Consider the following 21,067-nt stretch of genomic DNA (forward strand, 5'->3'; position numbering starts at 1 on the left):
CAAGCCCTAAATATAACGATAGTTTAATTAAAATTGATGCGTTTTAAAGCGGAACAGCATTTCCGGTTTCTACCAAAAATACTTTATGTTCAATAGGCATACTATCAAATAGCTGCTGCATTCGGTCGGCATGGGAATCCGTTATAAATACCTGCCCAAAATTTTCATTGCTCACCAATTCAATTAACTTAGTAAATCTGTTTTTATCCAGTTTATCATATACATCATCCAGCAAAAGCAAGGGCGTGGTATTTTTTTTATCTTTTATAAACTCGTATTGAGCCAGCTTCAGCGCCAACACATATGATTTTTGCTGGCCCTGAGAAGCGAATTTTTTCAAACTGTTGCCGGATAAAATAAATTCCAAATCGTCTTTATGCGGACCAATACTGGTATAAGTTAATGCACGATCTTTGGCCAAATTAGCCATTAAAGCTGCCTTATAATCTTTGCTTCCAATACTACTCTGATAGGCCAGGCCCACTGCTTCAACACTGCTGCTGATGAAAGCGTAGTATTTATTAAAAATGGGAATAAATTGTTTGAGAAATTCTTGTCGTATTTCGCAAATTATTTTTCCGTGTAACACCAATTGTTCATCCCAAATATCAATGGTTTCAGAATCAAATGTTCTGCTTTCGGCAAATTGTTTTAATAGAGCGTTGCGTTGTCGAATAACTTGTTGGTAAGCAACCAATTTATCTAAATACACTTTATCGTATTGCGCAATAACACTATCTAAAAATTTTCTTCTTTCCTCACTGGTGCCGTTAATTAATTCGGCATCACCCGGTGAAATCATAACTAAGGGAAATTGACCAATGTGTTCACTTAATCGATCATATTCCTTTTTATTTTTTCGAAAAACTTTTTTTTGATTTCGCCTTAATCCGCAATAAACCTCTGTTTCTTCATTAAATTTATTAAACACGCCTTGAATTACGCAAAGTCCCTCGTTGTGTTTTATGTTTTGACTGTCAATAGCATTGAAGTAACTTTTACAAAAAGAGAGATAGTAGATGGCATCCAGTAAATTGGTTTTGCCCATGCCGTTATTACCCACAAAACAGTTAATTTTTTGCGAAAATTCAGCGTCAAATGAAGCGTAATTTTTGAAGTTTATAAGGGATAATTGCTTTAAAAACATGGGTTTTCAACAAAATTAGGCATTTTTTAAGGCTAAGTACCGCTATTTAAAAAAAATTCGGAATTCAAGGAAAAAATGCTAAATTCGCAGACTAATTTTTTGTACAAATGTCTGATTTAAAAGAAGAAACAAATGTTGAGAACAACGATGAAATCGTTGAAGTAAATGAAGAGGTTTCAGAAAAAGTAGCAAAGCCGATTGATCCCAGTTTAGAGGGCATTCAATTGTTTTATGAAAAAAATAAAAAAATGGTCACTTATGTGGGTGGCGGTTTAGCTTTACTTATTGCTCTTTTTGTATATTATAAATTTATGTATCTGCCTGAAAAAGAAAAAGAGGCAGCCAATGAAGCATTTTGGGCTCAAGCTTTTTTTGAAAGAGATAGCTTTAATTTAAGCTTAAAGGGCGGACCTATGGTGATGGCAGCAGAAGGACAAAAACAAATGATGGGCTTTGAACAAATTGCTGATGAATATAGCATGACTAAAGTTGGAAATTTAAGTAATTATTATGCCGGTGTTTGTCTTTTAAGAACAGGGAAATATGAGCAAGCCATTGAACGTTTTAATCAATTCAGCGCGAATGATGCATTACTGGCACCCATTGCACTTGGAGCAACCGGCGATGCGTATATGCAATTAAATAATGCCGAACAAGCCGTAAAATATTATTTGAAGGCGGCTGATAAAAGCAACAATAGTTTTACAACTCCTTTATACTTAAAAAAAGCAGGATTCGCTTATGAATTAAAAGCAAATTATGCAGAAGCTTTAGGTATTTACGAAAGAATAAAACGCGAATATGGAAAAAGTGCGGAAGGAAAAGAGATTGAACGCGATATTGCTAAGGTAAAAACATTAGGTAATCTTTAATATGAAAGTCCCGATACAAACGGGACTTTTTAATTTTATATGAGTTCAGTAAATCATCATTTATCAAAAGTGCAGGGAAGCGAAGTTCCGGATGCATCCTTATATAAATTTGGAATAGTTTGGTCGGAATGGAATTCGGAAATAACTAATGCGCTTTTACAGGGAGCTAAAAATACTTTGTTGGATAACGGAGCCCGGGCCGAAAATATTATTATTAAAGCTGTACCCGGCAGTTTTGAACTTACTTTAGGCGCACAATGGATGTTGGAAGAAACAGATGTAGATGCTGTGATTTGTTTAGGTTGTGTGATACAGGGAGAAACCAAACATTTTGATTTTATTTGCAATGCCGTAGCCAAAGGAATTACGGATTTAAATATTGAGTACAGTGTGCCGGTTATTTTTGGCGTACTTACACCTAATGATATGCAGCAGGCCTTGGATAGAGCAGGAGGAAAGCATGGAAATAAAGGAGATGAAGCTGCCATTACAGCCATAAAAATGATTGCGCTATATGATTCATTTGACGAAGAATTGTAATTGAAAAAATAAATTAAGGAATCCTGTTTGAATCAGGAGCTGACGCGCAACCGTGATGCAATTTTGCTAAGCCGGACACTTATTAACTAAAAAACACTCTCGCGATACGGAGTACGACTTAAGTAAAATTAAGTAATTGTATCGCTTTAGTATGAAGCGATTTTTTTTATTTCTAATTTTTCCCTTTTGTATAAAAGGACAATTTGCTCCCGCTGCCGGACAACCGGGTTCAACGGCTATTAAAAAAGATAGTTCAATTATTGTGAATTGGGCCAATGCCTGTGAAATTACAAGAGGATATCAGGATATTTCTAATACAGGATTGGGATTAACTACAGTTGGAGAAAATACGAGTGCAATTGGACCGGCAGATGGGAACCAAGTGGTGAGTTTAGGAGATGGAGGGCAGGCCATTTTAAATTTCCCGCAAGCCATTCGTAACGGTCCCGGATTTGATTTTTGTGTTTTCGAAAATTCATTTGATCCCGGATTTTTAGAATTGGCTTTTGTGGAAGTAAGTAGCGACGGAATAAATTACACCCGATTTCCGGCAACTTGCAATGTGCAAAACACCTTGCAGATTGGTCCTTTCGATACCAGCAGCGATCCAACTAAAATAAATAATTTGGCCGGAAAATATGTAGCCCATTACGGAGTGCCTTTTGATTTGCAAGAATTGGCGGGAAGTATTGGATTAGATTTGGAAAATATTACTCATGTAAAATTAATTGATGTGGTGGGATGTATTCAGCCGCAGTATGCGCGTTACGATAAAAACAATAATATTATTAATGATTTATGGTCAACGCCTTTTCCTTCGAGCGGATTTGATTTAGATGCCGTAGGCGTAATACATCAAAAACCGGTTGGACTCAATGAAAATATTGAACAAAACAAAGTAAAAATGTTTTATAATTCATCCGATAAAAATATTGTGCTTAGCTTAAACGAAGTGTTAGCAGGAGAAATTCAGGTAATATCTTTAACCGGTGCAATTTGCAAAAGAGAAGAATTAGATAGTTTAAATCAATCAATTGCCCTTAGCGATTTAAGCGATGGAATTTATCTGTTGAAAATTAACACGGCGAATTTTTCAATTACACGTAAAATTTTGGTGTATTGATTTATTTCACCTTTACAAAATTAAAATCTTCTTGATGGAAAACTTTTTCTGTCATCCCAGCAATTCTTGCGCATAAAAAATCAGGTTGTGGATTTTTGTAAATGATTTGTTGAGGATAATCATGTTCAGGATTTTCAAAATAATATTCTCCGTCTTTTATTTTTGTGAATTTAAAGGGCACAGGTTTCCCTTCATTTTGATCAGCGACAATTGGAATGTAAAATATTTCATCACCTATTTCTTGTAAAGTAATTGATTCTTTAAACAATGTGTCTTGCCCCCTTAACGTAACACTCATTCCTGCATATAACTTATCTGTTTTTTTCTCCCAAATTTCATAAGAGATTAATTTATCATTAACGGATTTCCATTTTCCAATCAACCAACTCATCATTTGAATGTTATTTCTATTCGAATTTTTCTGTTCGGAAATATTATTTTGTTCATTTGTATTATGTTGGTTGCACGAAAACAAAACAAGTACCAAAGTGTATGACATTAACTTTTTCATAACATGAAGGTAGTTATTTATTCTATAAATTTTTTTCGCTAATCTTTCAAAGAATCAATTTTAAGTGAAGTCATCGTTAATGAACCGGCCACGGCCACATCATTAAACAAACTAAGTTCATCTTTTTCTTCTTTTAAAGCCAACACATAAAGCAGGGGAAGAAAATGTTCGGGTGTTGGTATAGCTAAATCAAATGCTTTACCCTGCGATTTAAAGTTGATTAAGGCTTTGTGATTGTGATTTACAATAAACGTTTTCATTTTTTCGTTGGCTTCTTTTGCCCAATCATAAGCATAATTTGAAGTGTTTAGTTTATCCCAGGCTACCATTCCTAAATTGTGTACCATATTGCCGCTTCCAATAATTAATACGCCCTTTTTTCTTAAAAAATCAAGTTGTTTGGCTAAATCATAATGATATTGCGGTGCTTGCTTATAATCTAAACTCATTTGAAAAACCGGAATATTAGCTTCGGGGTACATGGGTTTTATCACCGACCATGCGCCATGATCCAGTCCCCAATTATAATCGAGTTTAATTTCAGACTTGGTAATATATTTTTTAGTTGCTGCAGCCAGTTCCGGATGGCCATTGGCCGGGTATTGTACATCAAAAAGGGCTTGAGGAAATCCGCCAAAATCGTGTATTGTTTTTGGTTTTTCCATAGCGGTAATCAGCGTACCGTTAGTTTCCCAATGCGCCGAAATGCATAAAATGGCTGTTGGTGTTGGAATGTCATCGCTAATTTTTTTCCATCCTTTTACGAACTCATTATCTTCAATCGCGTTCATGGGGCTGCCATGTCCGATAAAGAGCACCGGCATTTTTTTATTTTCGTTGGATGTCATTTTTTTATTTTGTTGAATTTGTGACCTGCCTATAAGCGGTAAAGCACTTAAAAGTTTAATAAATTCCAAACGGGTCATAATCAAATGTATAAAAACTAAAGTAAGTTGTAAAGCGACTAAGGCTAAAAATTGTGAAGGAAATGAGCGATGAAGTAGGGTTTAATAAAACCGATAGCCCTCAACGGTAATTTAAATTACTTACGAGTAACTATAAACTTTTTATTAAGAGAAAACTTATTAATTGTACCATTTATGAAATAAATACCCGTCACTATTGTACTCACATTCAATTCTATTTTACTTCCTAGAATTAAATAAGACAAATTTTGCTTTGTTCCCAAAACATTCTCATATCTCAAATCAAGATTGTTGGTGCAAGCAATATAAAACTTATCAACTGAATCAGAATGTAAAATATTAACACTAGCCATGTTTAACTGAATAAAAAAATCTCAAAACTATAGAAATGAAAACTCAGAGTTCGAAACCTCGCTTTCGCTCTATAATATTAAATGAGAAACAGAAAGAGAAAGAAGAAAAATCAGAGCTCGAATGTTCGCTCTCGCTTTCATTCTCACTCGAAATTATTAAATGAGAAACAGAATGAGAACGAAGAAAAATCAGAGCTCGAATGTTCGCTCTCGCTCTCATTCTCACTCTGATTTTGTACCCGAAATCGGGGTCGAACCGATATGATATTGCTATCACTGGTGTTTGAGACCAGCGCGTCTACCAATTCCGCCATCCGGGCATTTCATTTTTTAATATATAAACAAAGAACATAATTATTCCAATTGCGCGCCTGTCTGCCGGCAGGCAGGTCTACCATCCCGATAGTTATCGGGACCGCTATCCGGGCATTATTAATTGCATGCTCTTTTACACAATTCACCTAAAAAGGGGCTACAAAGCTACTTTTTGTTTTCTTATTTACAAAAATATAAGCCCTTTTTCATAATAAATCATCAATTTTCACTATATTTGCCCTCCCAAAAAATGGAAACACAAGTACGGTTTTTTTCAGGTATCGCTTCAGAGGAATTGGCAAAAAAGATGGCCGATTCTTACGGCACTTCTTTGGGTAAAGTTGAACATTATCGTTTTAGCGATGGTGAATTACAAGTTTCTTATGAAGAAAGTATAAGAGGACAAAGCGTATTCATTATACAAAGCACGATGCCATCAGCTGATAATTTAATGGAATTGTTGTTATTGATTGATGCTGCTAAACGTGCAAGTGCCAGAAATATAATTGCGGTAATTCCTTATTACGGCTATGCGCGACAAGATAGAAAAGATAAGCCTCGGGTTGCTATTGGCGCGAAATTAGTTGCTGATATGTTAGCTGTTGCAGGAGCCACTCGTGTTATGACGATGGATTTGCATGCCGATCAAATACAAGGATTTTTTGACGTGCCGGTTGATCATTTGTATGCTTCAACAATTTTCATTCCATATATTAAATCGCTTGCTTTAGATAATCTCACCATGGCCGCGCCGGATATGGGCGGAAGTAAAAGGGCAAATGCCTATGCTAAACATTTAAAAGCAGATATCGTTATTTGTTATAAGCAAAGAGCGAAAGCCAATGTAGTTGAAAGCATGACCGCTATAGGAGATATTGAAGGAAGAAATATTGTATTGGTAGATGATTTAGTAGATACAGGTGGAACTTTGTGCAAAGCTGCAGATATGATGATGGAGAGAGGTGCATTAAGTGTTAGAGCTGTTTGTACGCATCCCGTTTTATCGGGTAAAGCTTATGAGAATATTGAAAAATCAAAGTTGAAAGAACTGATTGTAACGGATACTATTCCTTTGACTCAAAAAAGCGATAAAATCAGAGCCTTAAGTGTAGCTGATTTATTTGCCAAGGTGATAAGAAGTGTGCATACCTACGAATCGATTAGTGGAAATTTTATACAGTAATCCCGAATAAATAAAAATAAACGTGAATGATAATTGATCGGGCAATTGGAGTTCACATAAAAAAAATAAAAATATGAAAACAGTATCTTTGAGCGGTTCGCCAAGAGCGAACGTAGGGAAGACGGATGCTAATGCTTTAAGAGCGGCAGGTCGTGTTCCATGTGTAATTTATGGTAATGGTTCACAAATCCATTTCAGCGCCGATGAGCGTCACTTTAAAGAAATTATTTACACGCCTGAAACTAATTTAGTTGAAATTGAGGTGGAAGGAAAAAAATACAGAACGGTATTGCAAGAGGCGCAATATCATAAAATTAATGATAGATTAATTCACGCTGATTTTTTACAGGTAGAAGATAATAAACCGGTTACGGTTTCTTTACCTATTATAACTAAAGGTCAGGCTGAAGGTGTTAAAGCCGGCGGAAGATTAGTTATAAAAATGCGTAAGTTAAAAGTAAGAGGATTAGTTTCAAAATTACCTGCTGTAGTGGAGTTAGATGTTGAGCCTTTAAAAATTGGGAAATCAATAGCTGCAGGTGATATTAAAATGGATGGAATTACTGTACTTCACCCGGCAAACGTTTCGGTGATCAGCGTTCAAACACAAAGAGCTGCTGTTGAAGAAGTAGTAGCTGCTCCAACAACTACCGCGGCAGCAACACCGGCAGCAACGGCTGATGCAGCAAAAACAGATGCTAAAAAATAATTATTTTGTAAAATTGAAAAACCCGAGACTTGTCTCGGGTTTTTTTTATTTCTTTATTTTTCGAACAGGTGACTTCGTTCTACCTTACAGATTTGGGAAAGGTAACGAGCATACCACATTTCCGCTTTAGCTTTTGCCAATAAATGCGTTGAATTATTTTGCCAGGTTCGAATAGATTCCATGCTCTCCCAGTAACTGATAAAAATTCCTGAATTGCCACTGTTTACACTTTCATAACCCAAAAAACCATCTTGTTCGTGTGCCAGCTTCATGGTTAAATCATCCATTTCGGCATAACCATTTAAATCCCCACTTTTGGTACTGGAAAAAATAACGGCGTAAAAATCTTTATCGGGTAATGGTTTTATAAAAGGCACAACAATTTATCCTTTCTTTTTTTCAAAATCTTTCATTACATCAACCAATACCTGAACACTTTCTATAGGTAAGGCATTGTATAAACTGGCACGATAACCACCCACATCTCTATGGCCACGTATTCCGCTGATGTTAGCTGCCTTCCAGAAGTTGTCGAACTCAGCTTCTAACTCCGGGTTTTTCATTAAGAAACAAACATTCATATTACTTCTGTCGCTTTTCTCAACCGTACCGTAAAACATCGGGTTTCTGTCAATTTCATTATATAACAAATCTGCTTTTTGCTGATTAATTTTTTCTATCCAGGCTATACCGCCATTTTTTTTGAGCCATCTTAGCGTTAATAAAGAAACATAAACAGGGAATACCGGAGGTGTATTGTACATACTGCCACCTTTTATGTGTACCTGATAGTCTAACATAGATAACATTTTTCTTCCTGTTTTTCCCAACGCATCTTTTTTCACCATTACCATAGTGCAACCTGCCGGTCCCATATTTTTTTGTGCCCCGGCATAAATTAAAGTAAAATCTTTTGCGTTCACTTTTCTGCTGAAAATATCTGAACTCATATCGCAAATCAAAGGAATAGGTGATTTAGGAAATTCTTTAATCTGTGTTCCGTAAATCGTATTGTTGCTGGTGATGTGTAAATAATCTGCATCTGTTGGAATATCAAATCCTTTTGGAAAATAGGTATACTTTTTATCTTCACTGGAAGCAATAATTTTGGTGTTGCCAATTACTTTAGCTTCTTTAATGGCTTTGCTGGCCCATACGCCTGTGTTTACGTAGGCTGCTGTTCCGTTATCTTTTAGGAAATTATAAGGAATCATGGCAAATTGCATGCTGGCTCCGCCGCCCAAATAAATAACATCGTAATCTTCACCCACTTCAAACAATTCCTTTACTATGGAACGCGCTTCTTCCATTACCTTATCGTAATTTTTACTTCTGTGAGATATTTCAAGAAGAGAAAGATTTAATCCGTCAAAATTAATACATGATTCGGAAGCTTCTTTTAATACTTCCTGAGGTAAAATACCCGGACCGGCGCTGAAATTGTGAACTTTTGCTGACATAAGATTTATGGTTTAATTACAAATCAAAAGTACAAATACTTTACGAATTGCTTAAAGATTTAATAATTTAATTTGACCCGAACTTAGGGTGATAATTAATGTTTTTTTATTGTAGATCTCAAAAAAATCAATTCCTTTGAGAAACTCCTTTCCGTTAGCATCTATTAAGGTTTTTTCTTCATCTCCTATGAAAAAATAATTCGCATTTATTTTTTCTATTTTTTCTTTGGTTTGATAAATTGTTTGCCCCTTCGTATTAATAATTAGGTTATCGTCTTTTAATTTTACAATTGCCAAACTATCTTCAAAATCTTCCGCTTCTGTAAATTTATATGGAATAGTGATGTTTAATTTTTTATCGACATACCCAAACTTATTTTTCTTCTTTACCCGCATTAATCCATTCGAAAAGAAATTCACCTCATCCAAAGCTCCGGTTTCTGCTATTACTTTTCCGTTGAGGTTAACAATTGTTGAGTTGTTGTTTTGATTTAAGCGTAAATAATTTCCATTGCAATAATATTGAATGGGAAATTCTAATTTATATTCGTACTTTATTTCACTTAAATAGCAATCGCTTCCGTGATAAAAACCGTATTGATAATTTTTAACCAGTAAGTAGATTTGATTTTTACATTTTTGAATCTGATCAAATTGAGGTTCTAATATTATTTTACCGGATGCGTGGATTATTCCATACAAATTATCTTTTTTAATAATGGCCTGTTTGTTATCATCAAAATCTGAAATCCAAGAAAAATCTGCTTTGTATACGCTACCTTCTTTGGATACAAAACCATATTTGGAGCCAACCGAGTAATAAGCAAAACCATTTTTAAAATAACCGAGTTTATTAAACTGAGGTTCAAGAATAATTTTTCCATATTGATCAATGGCTCCGTATTTTTCATTGGATTTAAACACATAAATACCATCGCTTAATTCATAAATCTCTTCAAAACTATGCAATTTTATACCCTGTCTATTAATTAAATGCCATTGCTTATTTTGTTTAACAGGAGCAAGTCCGTTATGGAAGGAAAATGCTTCCTCATAAATTTCATTAAATGCTATTTCGTTTTCTTTATTAATAAAAAAAGTAGAATCATTTTTACTAACAACGGAAAGTCCTTCAGAAAAAGCCTGAGCAGATTCGTACATGCAATGAATTTTTTTATTACCGTTTTCTGTTATGAATCCATAAAATTCTGAATCAAAATAGGGAATAAGAATTATTTTATTCAATTCCAGCTCTTTTAGTATGGAATTTTTAAAAGGAAATTCAGGATTCTCACTTAAGAAAAGTTGAAGTTCATCCGTATTAAAGGTTTTAACGGAAAGTGAGAATAAAAATTTCCAAGCTTTTTCAAAATAAGGAGAATTCGGAAAGGCATGAACAAACTTTTTTAATCCACCTTTATCTTCATTTTTTTTAAAAATCTCAAAGAGTTCTCGGTATGCCGAATTAAGCATTTGACTATTAGGATTTTTAGTGATAAAATTGAAATAGGATGTTTCTGTTTTTGGAGCGGTTTGCTCATTAAAAATCTGAATGTCGCGTTGTTGTAATGCCTCTTTAATGTATACGCTAAGCGGATGCGTTAATATGAATTGAATGGTGCTGTCACTTTTTGCGTAAGAAAGTGCTTTATCCCATTCAATTTCATCCCGCAGGTTTATTAAATCTTTACGAATATTAGGCGAGGCAGAATAGGAGCGTTGTAGTAAATGATTTAGTTTATGCACACTGTATAAAGGTTTAATTTGTTGCATTAACAATAGAGTTGAAGAATCGATCAAGTTTGAAAAACTAACACTGTTTATTTGAAAATTTTGAAATTGATATTCTTTATTTTCATTGCGCAATAAATTGGCCCCTGCAACCGCATATTTTAAAGCACTGTCGAGTTGATGAAAAGGATTATCTTTTCTAAAATAAATTAATGAAAGTCCGTAATAAGCCGAGCTATTCTTTTTTTTGATTAAACTGTAAAAGATTTTTTTTGCTTTAAAATAATCGTAAATCGAAAGCGCTTCGTACCCTTTTTCTATTTGTCCGGCCACCAAATGAATTTTTTGGACAAAAAGTATTAATGTAATAATGAGAGTAAAACGTTTCACAATAATTTTGGTAGTGTAAATTTGAATTTTTTTATGCACACATGAAAGAATTAATAGCGAATCTGTAGTATATTTGCCAACAATCCATGTTTACGACCGGAAGAATAATTTTTACCCTTTTTTTTGTGCTGATTTTTATTGTTGGGCTAATTTGGTCGTATAAAAAAGATGCAATCATTACTAAATTACATTTTAAAAAACCATATTTAGTTTTGATTTCTATTATCATTTTTTTAACAATTCTTTATCTAATTGTTAAAATGAGAAAATATCTCTAATTCGTCGATAAAAATTCTATCTTTGTGCTCGTAAAAAAGTGTTTAAAGGATAAATGAAAAGAAAAGTAGGTTTAGCAGTTTTAAGTATTATTTCACTGAATTTTTTCAGTGCAACGCTAGTGGTTGAAGGAAAATATCAAAACAAAAATGTTTTTGTACAAAATGCATACAGCAGTAATGGTGTTGGTTTTTGTGCGCAGGAAATTAAGGTAAACGGAAAAATCACCACAGATGAAACCAATTCAAGCGCTTTTGAAATTGATTTAGCTTCTTTACAATTGAAGTACGGACAAAATGTTACAATCGAAATTATTCATCAAGATGGTTGTATGCCTAAGGTTTTAAACTTGGAAGACCTTAAGCCAAAGCCAACATTTGAAATACTGACATTAAATTTAAATCCTTCCGGCTTATTAAAGTGGAGTACTAAAAATGAGGCCGGATCTCTACCTTATGTTGTTGAACAGTTTAAGTGGAACAAATGGATTCCAATTGGCGAAGTAAATGGTATTGGTACACCTGAAACACATGAATACTCATTTCAGGTAGTTATGCATAGCGGAGAGAATAAATACAGGTTAAAACAAAAAGGAATGAATTCCATTACTAAGTATTCTCAAGTAGTAAGCGTTCGTTCTGCTATTAACAAACCTTCATTTGCTATACCAAGACACAACAATGGTATAGATTTTAGTTCAGAAACAGGATATGAAATATACGATGCCTATGGGGTAGTCGTGAAAAAGGGTTTTGGTAAATTTGTTAAAATAGATAATCTATCTAAGGGCGGTTATTATTTGTGTTATGACAACACAATGACTGAGTTTAAGAAATAGTTTTTAAGAGTGTTTTAAATTCACTCAAAATCATTGCTGTTGCTCCCCAAACTTTTAAATCTTGTACGGCAAAATAGGGCGCTTCTATTTGTTGTTTATCTCTTAATTTAATATTTCCGGTACGTACAATATTCTCGTTCATGAGTTCATTTACTAACAATTTAGCAATGTGCTTAACTTCACGCGGATTTTTTCTTAAGTCCGGATTTGGAATAGTGCATAACCCAACGATTGGGTTCACCAGATACTTACTTACGGGAATATATAATGGAGTTAATTGACCCAAAATTTCTACATCGTTTTTTTCAACACCTATTTCTTCTGCGCATTCCCGCAACGCTGTGATGGCAGGATCTTCATCATCTTCTTCACACTTCCCACCCGGCAAACTTACCTGGCCGCTATGCACGCCATCATAGGCAAATCGTTCGGTTAAAGGAATGTAATAATGACCATTTACATCTGTGCATAATAGTATTATAACCGCACTTTTTCGGTAATCTTCGTTTTCAAGTTCGTTGGCATTTAACTTTTGTCTCTTTAATGGAGCCATCATATATTGCGCATCTTCTCCCGGAAGGGTTTCCGTCAATATAATTTTGAGTTTATTTATGTCTTGTTCCAAATTAAAAGCCCTAAAAGCGTTTGAAATTAAGTAAATTTGTTGTTGCTTGAGAATTTTTTAAAAGTAAATGTTAACCGATGGATGTGATTAATTATAAACTCGATAAGATTGAGGACGCAATAAATGATGTAAAAAATGGTAAAGTCATTATTGTAGTTGATGATGAAGACAGAGAGAATGAAGGTGATTTTATAACAGCTGCTCAAAATGCAACTCCTGAAGTAATTAATTTTATGGCCACGCATGGGCGTGGATTAATTTGCGCCCCACTAACGGAAGAGCGTGCAATGGAATTAAAATTAGACATGATGGTTCCGGCAAATACTTCTTTACACGAAACCCCATTTACCGTTTCGGTAGATTTATTGGGTCACGGTTGTACCACCGGTATTTCAGCTTCCGATCGCAGTAAAACAGTAAAAGCTCTAATTAATCCGGATATCAAAGCTTCTGAGTTTGGTAGGCCCGGACATATTTTCCCTTTAAAGTCAAAAAAAGGCGGAGTGCTTCGAAGAGCCGGACATACTGAAGCTACAGTTGATATTGCTGTATTGGCCGGGTTTGCGCCTTGTGGTGTGTTGGTAGAAATATTAAATGAAGATGGTACCATGGCCAGGCTTCCGGAGTTAATGGTAATTGCTAAACGTTTCGATTTAAAAATCATCAGCATCAAAGATTTAATTTCGTATCGTTTAGAGAAGGAAACTCTTGTGACCAAACAAGTAGAGGTTAATATGCCAACGACTTTTGGCGAATTTAAATTAATAGACTTTAAAGTTGATACCAACGAACAAGAACATTTGGCTTTAGTAAAAGGAGAATGGAAAGAGGAGGAACCTGTTTTAGTTCGAATGCACTCGAGTTGTTTAACAGGAGATGTTTTTGGAAGTTGTCGTTGCGACTGCGGACCTCAACTCCATGAATCCATGAAGTTAATTGAGAAAGCAGGTAAAGGGGTAATCGTTTATTTGAACCAGGAAGGCAGAGGTATTGGCCTTTTAAATAAATTGAAAGCCTATAAATTACAGGAAAATGGTTTGGATACAGTAGAAGCCAATTTACAATTAGGATTTACAGCAGATGAAAGAGATTATGGAGTGGGTGCACAAATATTAAGAGGATTGGGAATTCGGAAAATTAAATTAATTACCAATAATCCCAAAAAGAGAGCCGGTTTAATAGGGTATGGATTAGAAATTGTAGATAATATACCATTGGTCATTCCATCTAATCCGCATAATGAAAAATATTTAGCCACTAAAAAGGATAAACTCGGACATACCTTTTGACCCGGTTTTAATAATCATTGATTCAAAAAAGTTATACACCTGAAAAATTTGCGGTATATTTTACCGAACAACTTCCATTTAAGCCAAATAGCGGACAGTTAGAAGCAATTCAAAAAATAAGTCAATTTATTTTTTCAACTAATTTAAATTCGGTTTTTGTTTTAAAAGGTTATGCTGGTACAGGTAAAACAAATTTAATTTCAGCATTAAATAATAGTTTATCGCTGATTAAAATGCAATGCGTTTTAATGGCTCCAACCGGCAGGGCCGCAAAAGTTATTTCTGCTTATTCCGGAAAGCCGGCATTTACCATTCATAAAAAAATATATGCCAAGACAGAATCAGATAATGGAAGCATTCAGTTTTTTTTAGCCGATAACACACATAAAAATACTTTGTTTATTGTGGATGAAGCCTCTATGATTGGAGATGCAAGCGAAGGTGGAAGTTTTAGCCAGAACTCCTTATTACAGGATTTATTTTCTTTTGTATTCAGCGGCGATAATTGCCGATTATTAATTTGTGGAGATACCGCTCAATTACCACCGGTAGGAAGCGATTTAAGTCCGGCGTTGAATATAGATTTTTTAAAATCAGCTTTTCATTTAGAATTAAATCATTATGAATTAAAAGAAGTTGCCCGCCAAGAAGAACAAAGCGGTATACTTTATAATGCAACTATGCTAAGAGTTAGTTTGTTTGAATCAGCTTTTTTACTACCTAAATTTAAATGCACTGCTGATTTTGTACGAATTAACGGAGACGAATTGGAAGATGCCATTCAAAATGCAATTTCAGAATATGGTGAAGAGGAGGTTTTGGTTATTACCCGAAGTAATAAAAGAGCAAATCTGTTTAACCAAAGTTATAGAAACAGAATTAAATATTACGAAGAAGATTTTTGTACCGGCGATAGAATAATGATTGTAAAGAATAATTATTTTTGGACCAAATCATCAGAAAAAAATTCATTTATCGCCAATGGTGAAATGGCCGAAATTTGCAAAATAAAAAATAGGGAGGAATTATATGGTTTTGCGTTTGCAAATTGTGTGGTACGCTTTTTGGATAATGAAGAGTTAGGCGAAAAAGAAGTTAAAATATTAACCTCCTGTTTGTATACAGATACGCCGGCATTGAGTCAAGAACAACAAAAGCATTTATTTGATCAGGTGATTGAAGACGTAGAAAGTTTTCATTCCAAATCCACCAAGCTTGCGTATGTAAGAAACAGCGAGTATTACAATGCGCTGCAGGTGAAATTCAGTTATGCAATAACTTGTCATAAATCTCAAGGCGGTCAATGGTCGGTTATTTTTATTGACCAAGGGTATATAAAGGAAGATGAAATGGATCGTAATTTTTTGCGTTGGTTGTACACAGCCATCACCAGGGGTACCAAAAAGGTGTATTTACTTAATTTCAACGATTTGTTTTTCAATTAGTTATGTATTTGTGGAATGAATTTTTTCACGTATTCAGGTTATTATTGTATTTTTATTAGGTTATTTTTATGAGGTATCTCTGTACATTGCTTATTTTGAGCGCCTTCGCTCTGAACCTCCGTGCGCAAAATTTTAGTCGCCCGGGTGATTGGAAGAAGTGGCGTAAGGAATTATACATTAGTGCCGGTACTTCAAATTTCTTAGGTGATTTAGGAGGAAGAGATCAAGTTGGTACAGATTATAGTCCGGTTGATATTGATTTTCCGGTTACAAAAAGTGCATTTGGATTAGGGTATCGTTATAAACTTCAGCGCTGGTTAAATGTAGCCAGTAAATTTAATTTCGCTTTTATCAGAGGAGATGATAAGTTAACACAAGAACAATACCGTAACAATAGAAATTTAAATTTTAAATCAAAAATTTTCGAACTCTCCGGCAGAATTGAAATTGGTTATCAAAGTAACAAGTCCGGAAACCGTTATGGTATTAAAAAGACCTTAAGCCGAAGGATGAAAAACAACAATCAGAATTTATTTTTCTTTATTGGTGTAGGTGGCTTTTATTTTAATCCAAAAGGTTTAGCGCCAAACGGAACCTGGGTTAAATTACATCCACTTCATACAGAGGGACAGGGCTTACCGGGCGGACCAAAACAATACAAGCGTGTGTCTGTTTGTATGCCTTTGGGATTGTATTATAAAGTGATTATCAACAAAAAATGGTCTTTTGGTGCTGAGTTTGCCTATCGTAAAACTTGGACTGATTATATTGACGATGTTGCCACACGTTATTATGATAACAAGGCTTTATTTGATGCCTATGGACCTTTATCTGCTCAAATGGCTGATCCAAGTTTAGGAAGTATTCCTGGCGCCACTAAGCCTGATGCTGATGGGATAGGGGCGCAAAGAGGAGATGATGAATATGATTCTTACGTGACTCTGGAATTAACTTTCGGGTATATCTTCAAACAAAAACGTAAACGTTCTCGATTACGTTCTAAATTCTAATAAATCTATACTTACTTCTATAAAGTGACTAACTATAATAATAGTTTCCTGCAATCTTGCATAATTCACTATCACTAAAAAGTCGAACTAAATTTATTTTTTCTTGGTGAATCCGGTTACCTTAAATTCTGTTCTTCTGTTTTCCGCATGTTCTTCTTCCGAACATTCTTCACACTTACAAGTCTTAATCAATTTGGTTTCGCCTAATCCTTTTCCTTTTATTCGATTGGCGGCAATTCCTTTACTCACAATATAAGCAGCGCTTGACTTAGCTCTTTTATCAGATAATATTAAATTAGAAGAGGAGGAACCATTACAATCGGTATGCGAGTCTAATTCTATTATAATATCCGGATTAGCTTTCATCAAATTAACCAATTTATCCAATTCTACGGCGGCATCATCACGCACATTAAATTTTCCGGCATCAAAATAAATATTATCAATTTTAATAGCTTTTCCAATTACAATTTTTTGTGTGAGTAAATCTTTTTTAATATCATTTTCAATACTTACTCTAAATCTTTCTGTATTTGTAAAGTATTCGGGTCTTTTTTCGGCGCCTATATAAAGATCCTTGTCCAAGGGCAACTGACAAACTTTATAAGAACCACTTTCGTCGGTTATCAAGTTTAAATAATTATTTCCGTCTTCATCATATATAGCAACTTTAACTCCAACTAAAGGCAGATTAGTTTCTTTATCAATAATTTTGCCTTCAATACATTTTCGCGATTTAGGAATCATTTCTAAATACACCAAGGTATCGGCATCAGTAGCTAACCGGGTTGAGGTGTACGGGTGATAGTTAACAGCTTTTGCTGAAATATTAAATTCACGTCCCGGTTTCAGTCTGGTTTTAAACACTCCTCCTGAATCTACAGCCTGTCCAATTGTACCATTGGCAGTAAGCATAGAAATTTCCGCTGCTACACTTGTTCTCTCCACTGAATCTATAATTTTAAATTTGGCAAAAAAAGATGCCGGTTTTTGATTTATAAAATAGTAAATGTCATTGTCTCGCATTCCATTTTTGCGATTGGATGAAAAGTATCCTCGTTTACCATCCGGAAGTAGAAATACGCCAAAATCATTGAATTGAGAATTTAAACCAATACCGCATTTTCTGCTTCTATAAAAATACTTTCATCACCTGATGGATCTGCGAAGAATATATCTAATCCGCCCATTCCCGGTTTCCCATCACTTGAAAAGTAGAGAATACCTTCGTTGGAAAGATGTGGGCAAATTTCGTTGCCGCCACTATTTATATGTGGCCCCAGATTTTTTGGAGGCCCCCAAGTGCCATTTATTTTTTCACATACCCAAATATCATATCCTCCTAACGTTCCGGGCATATCACTCGCAAAATATAATTTTGTGCCACTTTTATCTATAAACGGATAGGCCGTATTATAAGAAGAAGAGTTGTGTATAAATGGCTGCACTTCCGGATGAGCTACACCATATGTGTTTATTTCTGTAAATAATATTCTTAATAAAGAGGCTCCGTGACCATATCCGGCTTTTTTCATTTCTTTGCTCGAGTAACAGCCTGTAAAATACATTACAGAATCATCCGGAGTAAATGCAACCGAACCGTTAACCTTGTCGCGCTGTATAATGGGGTTGAAAATTTTTCCTTTTTGCCAGGTTACACTATCCACTTTCACAGCAGAAAAGATTTGACTTTTCTTCTTTTTAAAATCAAATATTTTCTGAAGAAAATTTTTGTCTTTATCCGTTATATAAATTAATTCACTTTTATAAATAACAGGATTAGCCTCGTGCTCATCCGATGAAAAACCTGTTACAGGAATGATGTGAAGTAAAGAGGCATCTTCAGTAAAAAATTTCGGATTGCTGTAGGCGTTACTCCATGCCATTACAATAGGATCTCTACTATTTTTTAGTTCGTTAAATACGCGAGTAGCTTCTTCATTTCTATAATTAGCAAGTAAACATTTTGCATATTCCATTCGGTCTTGATCACTGGCTTTTGCGTGGGTATAAATGGGTGTCCAATAATCAATGGCCTGATCATGATCATAAACCCTGCTATAACAAACTGCTATTTGCCGAGTGGTGTAAAAGTCTCCCTCATGTTTAGATAAATGCTTTTTATATATCGCCGCTGCACCCATGTAGTCGGCTCTAATGAATTTTTTATCGGCTATCAATAAATTTACATCGCCGGGGTGTTGTGCTTTTATGGAGTTGGTGAAAAAGCATTGAGCGATTAGCAGTACAAATAATATTACATTTGTGCTAATACAATTACGCTTTGCATTTAAATAGCCTTTATTCATGGTGTGATTTAGTCGTTAAAAGTAGCAAATTTATTGATTCATAACTGTTTATAGAACCAAATGCAAAAAACTAATACACCTAGTCCGGTTCATAAAAATCGATGATTAAACCATCGAGCGGATGAACAGAAATAATTCTGGTTTCAGGCCCAAAGTTAAGAAGCAGGGAATCTGATTTATAGGCTTCATTTTCTTTAGTTAACTGCACCATATCTAATTTCTTATCGATAATATCTTTCCACATAGCTGTGCTTGAAGCATCAACTTTAAAGATTTTTATTTTACCGTTAAATTCTTTTTTAAGCTCGGCTGCAATAAGCTTTGCATCCTCTTCGGTGGTCATCAATCCGGTTCCTTCGTTGTTACAGGCTATTTTTAAGGATGTACCGTTTTCAAAAGTAAACTCAACCCGGTCTATTAATTCTACAATATCATTTTCGTTGGTGCTATTTTGCCAAAGTATACAAACTACTTTTTTTAAAACGTTGTTTTGTGCCGTTGTAAATCGTATTAAATCTTGTTCAGAAAAAGTAATGTTATTATTCGAATCTTGCATGTTTAATTATGTGGATGTTCTTTTACCGAGCTCAATGATAGCTAAATTTTTTATTTCTTCCCCTTCAATTTCAAATTTTATGGCTGTTTTTACATTGTGAAAGCCATGAACTCCACAAGCGCCCGGATTCATAAACAACAAATTATTTTTTTTATCATACATTACCTTTAAAATGTGTGAATGCCCACAAATTAAAATATTGGGATTAGTTTCTTTAATTTTTTCGCGAACAGATAGATTATAGGTGGATGGAGAACCTGCAATATGCGTCATTAACACTTTTACCTTTTCACAATTAAAAATATTAAATTCAGGGTAGCTTGTTCGGATTTCTTGGCCGTCAATATTTCCATATACAGCCAGGAGTTTTTTCAGCTTAATTATTTCCTCACAAACCGAATAATTGCCTATATCTCCGGCATGCCAAACTTCATCAGCGGCTTCAATATGCTTTATTAATTTTTGATCTAGATGTGAATGTGAATCTGATATCAATAAGATTTTTTTCAAATGAAATATAACTTATTCAATACCGAAATGTGCAATGATTTGACGTAATTCTTCATCGTCGCTAAAACTTAATACAAGTTTTCCGCCGCCTTTACTATTACGTGAAAGGGTATAAGCTTTAGGGAAAATTTTATCTAGTTGCTTACTTATGATTTTATCTTCAGCCATTAATGGTTTAACCAAACGATTTATTTTTGGTTTTAATTTTAATTTTTCGCCTCTTGCTAATTCTTCAATTTGTCGTACGGAAAGATTTTGTTCAAGGGTTAGGGCAAAAATAGCTAATTGACGATCCTCGTTTTCAATATTGATAAGTGCTTTGGCATGGCCCATGGAAATTTCACTTTCGCGCAATGATTTTTGAATTGGTGCGGGCAATTTTAATAAGCGTAAAAAATTAGTTACCGTGCTTCTTTGTTTTCCAACTTTTTCACTCAATTGTTCTTGCGTTAAATTGCATTCGTCAATTAATCTTTTGTAAGATAATGATACTTCAATAGGATCTAAATCTTCCCTTTGAATATTTTCTACCAGCGCCATTTCGAGCATGGCTTGATCATCAGCCACGCGAATGTAGGCAGGCACCTCACGTAATCCGGCCATTTGTGAAGCTCTGAATCTTCTTTCGCCTGAAATTAATTGGTATTTATCATAGCCCAGTTTTCTAAGTGTTAGGGGTTGAATTATGCCATGTTGTTTAATGCTGGCACTTAATTCCTGTAATGCTGTTTCATCAAAATTAGTTCTGGGTTGAAAGGGATTTACTTCAATATGTGCCAGTTTAATTACAGAAACGCTGTTCACAACAGGGGCAGCGTCTCCGGTTTGTTTTGTGGTAATATCTGTTTTTGCGTTTTCAAGCAAGGCGCTTAAGCCTCTTCCCAATGCCGGTTTTTTTCCTGTACTCATTTCTTTCTATTCTACTCCGTTTAACTCCTTATTTATTTTC

Annotated in this window: 22 protein-coding genes, 1 tRNA gene and 1 riboswitch; of the genes, 9 read left to right on the forward strand and 14 right to left on the reverse strand. The window is 34.7% G+C overall.

From position 1 onward, the window contains the following. Window positions 1–43: 43 nt before the first annotated feature. Complete coding sequence (gene recF, locus IPM51_02215; protein ID MBK9283116.1) at window positions 44–1,147, reverse strand: DNA replication/repair protein RecF; 1,104 nt, start codon at window positions 1,145–1,147, stop codon at window positions 44–46. A gap of 107 nt (window positions 1,148–1,254) precedes the next feature. On the opposite strand from recF, the gene IPM51_02220 reads away from it, so the two are divergent. The 3 genes from IPM51_02220 (at window position 1,255) to IPM51_02230 (ending at window position 3,682) form a co-directional block, all read left to right on the forward strand. Further along, entirely contained in the window at window positions 1,255–2,019 is a 765-nt protein-coding gene (locus tag IPM51_02220; GenBank protein MBK9283117.1) for a tetratricopeptide repeat protein, read from the forward strand. 39 nt (window positions 2,020–2,058) lie between these two features. After that, window positions 2,059–2,559, forward strand: a complete 501-nt coding sequence (locus IPM51_02225) for a 6,7-dimethyl-8-ribityllumazine synthase (protein ID MBK9283118.1) — start codon at window positions 2,059–2,061, stop codon at window positions 2,557–2,559. Further along, a riboswitch (cobalamin riboswitch) is annotated at window positions 2,537–2,658 on the forward strand. Its footprint overlaps the gene before it by 23 nt. Before the next feature lie 52 nt (window positions 2,659–2,710). Further along, window positions 2,711–3,682, forward strand: coding sequence for a T9SS type A sorting domain-containing protein (locus tag IPM51_02230; protein MBK9283119.1), 972 nt, complete (start codon window positions 2,711–2,713; stop codon window positions 3,680–3,682). 1 nt (window position 3,683) lies between these two features. On the opposite strand, the gene IPM51_02235 is transcribed toward IPM51_02230, so the two are convergent. From IPM51_02235 to IPM51_02250, 4 genes are all read right to left on the reverse strand, one after another. After that, entirely contained in the window at window positions 3,684–4,193 is a 510-nt protein-coding gene (locus IPM51_02235; GenBank protein ID MBK9283120.1) for a hypothetical protein, read from the reverse strand. A gap of 38 nt (window positions 4,194–4,231) precedes the next feature. Beyond that, entirely contained in the window at window positions 4,232–5,119 is an 888-nt protein-coding gene (ygiD, locus tag IPM51_02240) for a 4,5-DOPA dioxygenase extradiol (GenBank protein MBK9283121.1), read from the reverse strand. 116 nt (window positions 5,120–5,235) lie between these two features. Next, on the reverse strand, window positions 5,236–5,472 hold the full coding sequence (locus IPM51_02245) for a hypothetical protein (GenBank protein ID MBK9283122.1): 237 nt from the start codon (window positions 5,470–5,472) through the stop codon (window positions 5,236–5,238). Between the two features lie 236 nt (window positions 5,473–5,708). After that, window positions 5,709–5,792 (reverse strand) — tRNA-Leu (locus tag IPM51_02250). Between the two features lie 245 nt (window positions 5,793–6,037). Between IPM51_02250 and IPM51_02255 the strand changes: the two genes are divergently transcribed. Together IPM51_02255 and IPM51_02260 are read left to right on the forward strand one after the other, a co-directional pair. Continuing rightward, a complete protein-coding gene (locus tag IPM51_02255; protein MBK9283123.1) occupies window positions 6,038–6,970 on the forward strand; it encodes a ribose-phosphate pyrophosphokinase in 933 nt (310 codons plus the stop codon). Between the two features lie 73 nt (window positions 6,971–7,043). Further along, window positions 7,044–7,679, forward strand: coding sequence for a 50S ribosomal protein L25/general stress protein Ctc (locus IPM51_02260; protein ID MBK9283124.1), 636 nt, complete (start codon window positions 7,044–7,046; stop codon window positions 7,677–7,679). Window positions 7,680–7,732: 53 nt separating this feature from the next. Here the strand turns inward: IPM51_02260 and IPM51_02265 are convergent, their stop codons facing one another. The 3 genes from IPM51_02265 to IPM51_02275 form a co-directional block, all read right to left on the reverse strand. After that, window positions 7,733–7,966, reverse strand: a complete 234-nt coding sequence (locus tag IPM51_02265; GenBank protein ID MBK9283125.1) for a DUF4188 domain-containing protein — start codon at window positions 7,964–7,966, stop codon at window positions 7,733–7,735. A 96-nt stretch (window positions 7,967–8,062) separates the two neighbouring features. Further along, window positions 8,063–9,139: a 3-phosphoserine/phosphohydroxythreonine transaminase gene (gene serC / locus IPM51_02270; GenBank protein ID MBK9283126.1), complete on the reverse strand. Its 1,077-nt coding sequence runs from the start codon at window positions 9,137–9,139 to the stop codon at window positions 8,063–8,065. A gap of 51 nt (window positions 9,140–9,190) precedes the next feature. Then, window positions 9,191–11,260 (reverse strand): WG repeat-containing protein, encoded by a 2,070-nt coding sequence (locus IPM51_02275; protein ID MBK9283127.1) that lies wholly within the window; start codon window positions 11,258–11,260, stop codon window positions 9,191–9,193. A 331-nt stretch (window positions 11,261–11,591) separates the two neighbouring features. Between IPM51_02275 and IPM51_02280 the strand changes: the two genes are divergently transcribed. After that, complete coding sequence (locus IPM51_02280) at window positions 11,592–12,374, forward strand: hypothetical protein (protein ID MBK9283128.1); 783 nt, start codon at window positions 11,592–11,594, stop codon at window positions 12,372–12,374. Here IPM51_02280 and IPM51_02285 read toward each other — a convergent pair. Next, window positions 12,364–12,966 (reverse strand): CoA pyrophosphatase, encoded by a 603-nt coding sequence (locus IPM51_02285; GenBank protein MBK9283129.1) that lies wholly within the window; start codon window positions 12,964–12,966, stop codon window positions 12,364–12,366. The genes IPM51_02280 and IPM51_02285 overlap by 11 nt on opposite strands. 110 nt (window positions 12,967–13,076) lie before the next feature. Here IPM51_02285 and IPM51_02290 point away from each other — a divergent pair, with 110 nt between their 5' ends. The 3 genes from IPM51_02290 to IPM51_02300 all read left to right on the forward strand — a co-directional run bounded on the left by IPM51_02290 (window position 13,077) and on the right by IPM51_02300 (window position 16,743). Further along, entirely contained in the window at window positions 13,077–14,288 is a 1,212-nt protein-coding gene (locus tag IPM51_02290; protein ID MBK9283130.1) for a bifunctional 3,4-dihydroxy-2-butanone-4-phosphate synthase/GTP cyclohydrolase II, read from the forward strand. Between the two features lie 20 nt (window positions 14,289–14,308). Beyond that, window positions 14,309–15,733, forward strand: a complete 1,425-nt coding sequence (locus IPM51_02295) for an AAA family ATPase (protein ID MBK9283131.1) — start codon at window positions 14,309–14,311, stop codon at window positions 15,731–15,733. Between the two features lie 95 nt (window positions 15,734–15,828). Further along, window positions 15,829–16,743: a hypothetical protein gene (locus IPM51_02300; protein MBK9283132.1), complete on the forward strand. Its 915-nt coding sequence runs from the start codon at window positions 15,829–15,831 to the stop codon at window positions 16,741–16,743. A 93-nt stretch (window positions 16,744–16,836) separates the two neighbouring features. Here the strand turns inward: IPM51_02300 and IPM51_02305 are convergent, their stop codons facing one another. The 5 genes from IPM51_02305 to IPM51_02325 all read right to left on the reverse strand — a co-directional run bounded on the left by IPM51_02305 (window position 16,837) and on the right by IPM51_02325 (window position 21,027). Next, complete coding sequence (locus tag IPM51_02305) at window positions 16,837–17,691, reverse strand: OmpA family protein (protein ID MBK9283133.1); 855 nt, start codon at window positions 17,689–17,691, stop codon at window positions 16,837–16,839. Between the two features lie 158 nt (window positions 17,692–17,849). After that, a complete protein-coding gene (locus tag IPM51_02310) occupies window positions 17,850–19,052 on the reverse strand; it encodes a PD40 domain-containing protein (GenBank protein MBK9283134.1) in 1,203 nt (400 codons plus the stop codon). 79 nt (window positions 19,053–19,131) lie between these two features. After that, a complete protein-coding gene (locus tag IPM51_02315) occupies window positions 19,132–19,608 on the reverse strand; it encodes a hypothetical protein (GenBank protein ID MBK9283135.1) in 477 nt (158 codons plus the stop codon). Between the two features lie 6 nt (window positions 19,609–19,614). Continuing rightward, a complete protein-coding gene (locus tag IPM51_02320) occupies window positions 19,615–20,118 on the reverse strand; it encodes a metallophosphoesterase family protein (GenBank protein MBK9283136.1) in 504 nt (167 codons plus the stop codon). A gap of 12 nt (window positions 20,119–20,130) precedes the next feature. Continuing rightward, window positions 20,131–21,027, reverse strand: coding sequence for a ParB/RepB/Spo0J family partition protein (locus tag IPM51_02325; protein ID MBK9283137.1), 897 nt, complete (start codon window positions 21,025–21,027; stop codon window positions 20,131–20,133). Window positions 21,028–21,067: the final 40 nt, after the last annotated feature.

Source organism: Sphingobacteriaceae bacterium (assembly GCA_016715905.1).
GTDB lineage: Bacteria > Bacteroidota > Bacteroidia > B-17B0 > Aurantibacillaceae > Aurantibacillus.

Excerpts from the sequence above, each read along its gene's own strand:
- IPM51_02255 (MBK9283123.1), top strand. The coding sequence starts at position 6,038 with ATGGAAACACAAGTACGGTTTTTTTCAGGTATCGCTTCAGAGGAATTG.
- IPM51_02280 (MBK9283128.1), top strand. The coding sequence starts at position 11,592 with ATGAAAAGAAAAGTAGGTTTAGCAGTTTTAAGTATTATTTCACTGAAT.
- IPM51_02325 (MBK9283137.1), bottom strand. The coding sequence starts at position 21,027 with ATGAGTACAGGAAAAAAACCGGCATTGGGAAGAGGCTTAAGCGCCTTG.
- IPM51_02290 (MBK9283130.1), top strand. The coding sequence starts at position 13,077 with ATGGATGTGATTAATTATAAACTCGATAAGATTGAGGACGCAATAAAT.
- IPM51_02220 (MBK9283117.1), top strand. The coding sequence starts at position 1,255 with ATGTCTGATTTAAAAGAAGAAACAAATGTTGAGAACAACGATGAAATC.
- IPM51_02265 (MBK9283125.1), bottom strand. The coding sequence starts at position 7,966 with ATGGATGATTTAACCATGAAGCTGGCACACGAACAAGATGGTTTTTTG.
- IPM51_02245 (MBK9283122.1), bottom strand. The coding sequence starts at position 5,472 with ATGGCTAGTGTTAATATTTTACATTCTGATTCAGTTGATAAGTTTTAT.
- IPM51_02310 (MBK9283134.1), bottom strand. The coding sequence starts at position 19,052 with ATGAATAAAGGCTATTTAAATGCAAAGCGTAATTGTATTAGCACAAAT.
- IPM51_02315 (MBK9283135.1), bottom strand. The coding sequence starts at position 19,608 with ATGCAAGATTCGAATAATAACATTACTTTTTCTGAACAAGATTTAATA.
- recF (MBK9283116.1), bottom strand. The coding sequence starts at position 1,147 with ATGTTTTTAAAGCAATTATCCCTTATAAACTTCAAAAATTACGCTTCA.
- serC (MBK9283126.1), bottom strand. The coding sequence starts at position 9,139 with ATGTCAGCAAAAGTTCACAATTTCAGCGCCGGTCCGGGTATTTTACCT.
- IPM51_02230 (MBK9283119.1), top strand. The coding sequence starts at position 2,711 with ATGAAGCGATTTTTTTTATTTCTAATTTTTCCCTTTTGTATAAAAGGA.
- IPM51_02225 (MBK9283118.1), top strand. The coding sequence starts at position 2,059 with ATGAGTTCAGTAAATCATCATTTATCAAAAGTGCAGGGAAGCGAAGTT.
- ygiD (MBK9283121.1), bottom strand. The coding sequence starts at position 5,119 with ATGACCCGTTTGGAATTTATTAAACTTTTAAGTGCTTTACCGCTTATA.
- IPM51_02235 (MBK9283120.1), bottom strand. The coding sequence starts at position 4,193 with ATGAAAAAGTTAATGTCATACACTTTGGTACTTGTTTTGTTTTCGTGC.
- IPM51_02260 (MBK9283124.1), top strand. The coding sequence starts at position 7,044 with ATGAAAACAGTATCTTTGAGCGGTTCGCCAAGAGCGAACGTAGGGAAG.